Source organism: Pseudoxanthomonas sp. OG2, from assembly GCF_014192765.1.
GTDB lineage: Bacteria > Pseudomonadota > Gammaproteobacteria > Xanthomonadales > Xanthomonadaceae > Pseudoxanthomonas_A > Pseudoxanthomonas_A beigongshangi.
In genome coordinates, this window is sequence record NZ_JACHYM010000001.1 from 1,983,084 (window position 1) to 1,985,583 (window position 2,500).

At 54.5% G+C, this 2,500-nt stretch carries 2 rRNA genes (1 of these 2 running past the window's edge); both read right to left on the bottom strand.

Features of this window, described 5'->3' with window-relative positions:
- Positions 1–158 precede the first annotated feature (158 nt).
- A 5S ribosomal RNA gene (gene rrf, locus FHW78_RS09120) occupies positions 159–273 on the bottom strand.
- A 122-nt stretch (positions 274–395) separates the two neighbouring features.
- Positions 396–2,500: ribosomal RNA gene (locus FHW78_RS09125) — 23S ribosomal RNA — on the bottom strand (it continues 774 nt past the right edge of the window).

Below are 2,500 nucleotides of genomic sequence, written 5' to 3' on the forward strand. Positions count from 1 at the left end.
GAGCCGCCCATTATAGCGAGCGTTTGCACTTCGTCAACTACCTTTCGCAAAAACTTAAGGTCTCACTTTAGGTTTCTGCGGCAAGTGATCATCGAAAATCGAGTGCCTGCACAAATAGAAAACCCCCAGCCAATAGGCTGGGGGTTTTGGGGTAAAGCCCCTGGCGATGACCTACTCTTGCATGGCTTAAGCCACACTACCATCGGCGCAGCTGCGTTTCACTTCCGTGTTCGGGATGGGAACGGGTGGGACCACAGCGCTAATTTCACCAGGGAGACGGTTGGAGCGTCGCCATCCGAAGGGATGAGGCGCCTGTCTCACATAGGGTCTTGTGACGTAGCGGGCATTGGATTCTCATCGACGCTGCCGTCGAGTCCAAGGCCACTTGAGGTTATATGGTCAAGCCGCACGGATCATTAGTATCAGTTAGCTCAACGCCTTGCAGCGCTTACACACCTGACCTATCAACCACGTAGTCTACATGGTTCCTTCAGGGGGCTTGTGCCCCGGGAAGTCTCATCTTGAGGCGCGCTTCCCGCTTAGATGCTTTCAGCGGTTATCGCTTCCGAACATAGCTACCCGGCAATGCCACTGGCGTGACAACCGGAACACCAGAGGTTCGTCCACTCCGGTCCTCTCGTACTAGGAGCAGCCCCTCTCAAACTTCCAACGCCCATGGCAGATAGGGACCGAACTGTCTCACGACGTTCTGAACCCAGCTCGCGTACCACTTTAAATGGCGAACAGCCATACCCTTGGGACCGACTACAGCCCCAGGATGTGATGAGCCGACATCGAGGTGCCAAACACCGCCGTCGATATGAACTCTTGGGCGGTATCAGCCTGTTATCCCCGGAGTACCTTTTATCCGTTGAGCGATGGCCCTTCCATACAGAACCACCGGATCACTAAGTCCTACTTTCGTACCTGCTTGAGCCGTCGCTCTTGCAGTCAAGCACGCTTATGCCTTTGCACACAGTGCGCGATGTCCGACCGCGCTGAGCGTACCTTCGAGCTCCTCCGTTACTCTTTGGGAGGAGACCGCCCCAGTCAAACTACCCACCATACATGGTCCCCGACCCGGATTACGGGCCTAGGTTAGAACGTCAAGCACATCAGGGTGGTATTTCAAGGTTGGCTCCACCACAGCTAGCGCCATGGTTTCATAGCCTCCCACCTATCCTACACAGACGAACTCAACGTTCAATGTAAAGCTATAGTAAAGGTTCACGGGGTCTTTCCGTCTTGCCACGGGAACGCTGCATCTTCACAGCGATTTCAATTTCACTGAGTCTCGGGTGGAGACAGCGCCGCTGTCGTTACGCCATTCGTGCAGGTCGGAACTTACCCGACAAGGAATTTCGCTACCTTAGGACCGTTATAGTTACGGCCGCCGTTTACTGGGGCTTCGATCAAGAGCTTCGCCTTGCGGCTGACCCCATCAATTAACCTTCCAGCACCGGGCAGGCGTCACACCCTATACGTCCACTTTCGTGTTTGCAGAGTGCTGTGTTTTTGATAAACAGTCGCAGCGGCCTGGTTTCTGAGGCCCTCTTCAGCTCAGCTGCGCATGCAGCCACCAAAAAGGGCGCACCTTCTCCCGAAGTTACGGTGCCATGTTGCCTAGTTCCTTCACCCGAGTTCTCTCAAGCGCCTGAGAATTCTCATCCTACCCACCTGTGTCGGTTTACGGTACGGTCTTCGTGAGCTGAAGCTTAGGAGCTTTTCCTGGAAGCGTGGTATCAGTGACTTCGCTCTAAAGAGCTCGTCTCGGTGCTCGGTGTTAAAGGAACCCGGATTTGCCAAAGTTCCACACCTACCGCCTTTCCCCGGGACAACCAACGCCCGGTACACCTAACCTTCTCCGTCCCTCCATCGCACTCACGCGAGGTGCAGGAATATTAACCTGCTTCCCATCGACTACGGCTTTCGCCCTCGCCTTAGGGACCGACTAACCCTGCGTCGATTAACGTTGCGCAAGGAAACCTTGGGCTTTCGGCGTGCGGGCTTTTCACCCGCATTATCGTTACTCATGTCAGCATTCGCACTTCCGATACCTCCAGCAGCCTTCTCAAGCCACCTTCGCAGGCTTACGGAACGCTCCTCTACCGCGCACACATAAGTGTGCACCCCAAGCTTCGGTTTAGTGCTTAGCCCCGTTAAATCTTCCGCGCAGACCGACTCGACCAGTGAGCTATTACGCTTTCTTTAAAGGGTGGCTGCTTCTAAGCCAACCTCCTGGCTGTCTGTGCCTTTCCACATCGTTTTCCACTTAGCACTAAATTTGGGACCTTAGCTGTGGGTCTGGGTTGTTTCCCTTTTCACGACGGACGTTAGCACCCGCCGTGTGTCTCCCATACAGTCCGTCTTGGTATTCGGAGTTTGCCATGGTTTGCTAAGACGCGATGTCCCGCTAGCCATAACAGTGCTCTACCCCCAAGAGGATACATATGAGGCGCTACCTAAATAGCTTTCGAGGAGAACCAGCTATCTCCGGGTT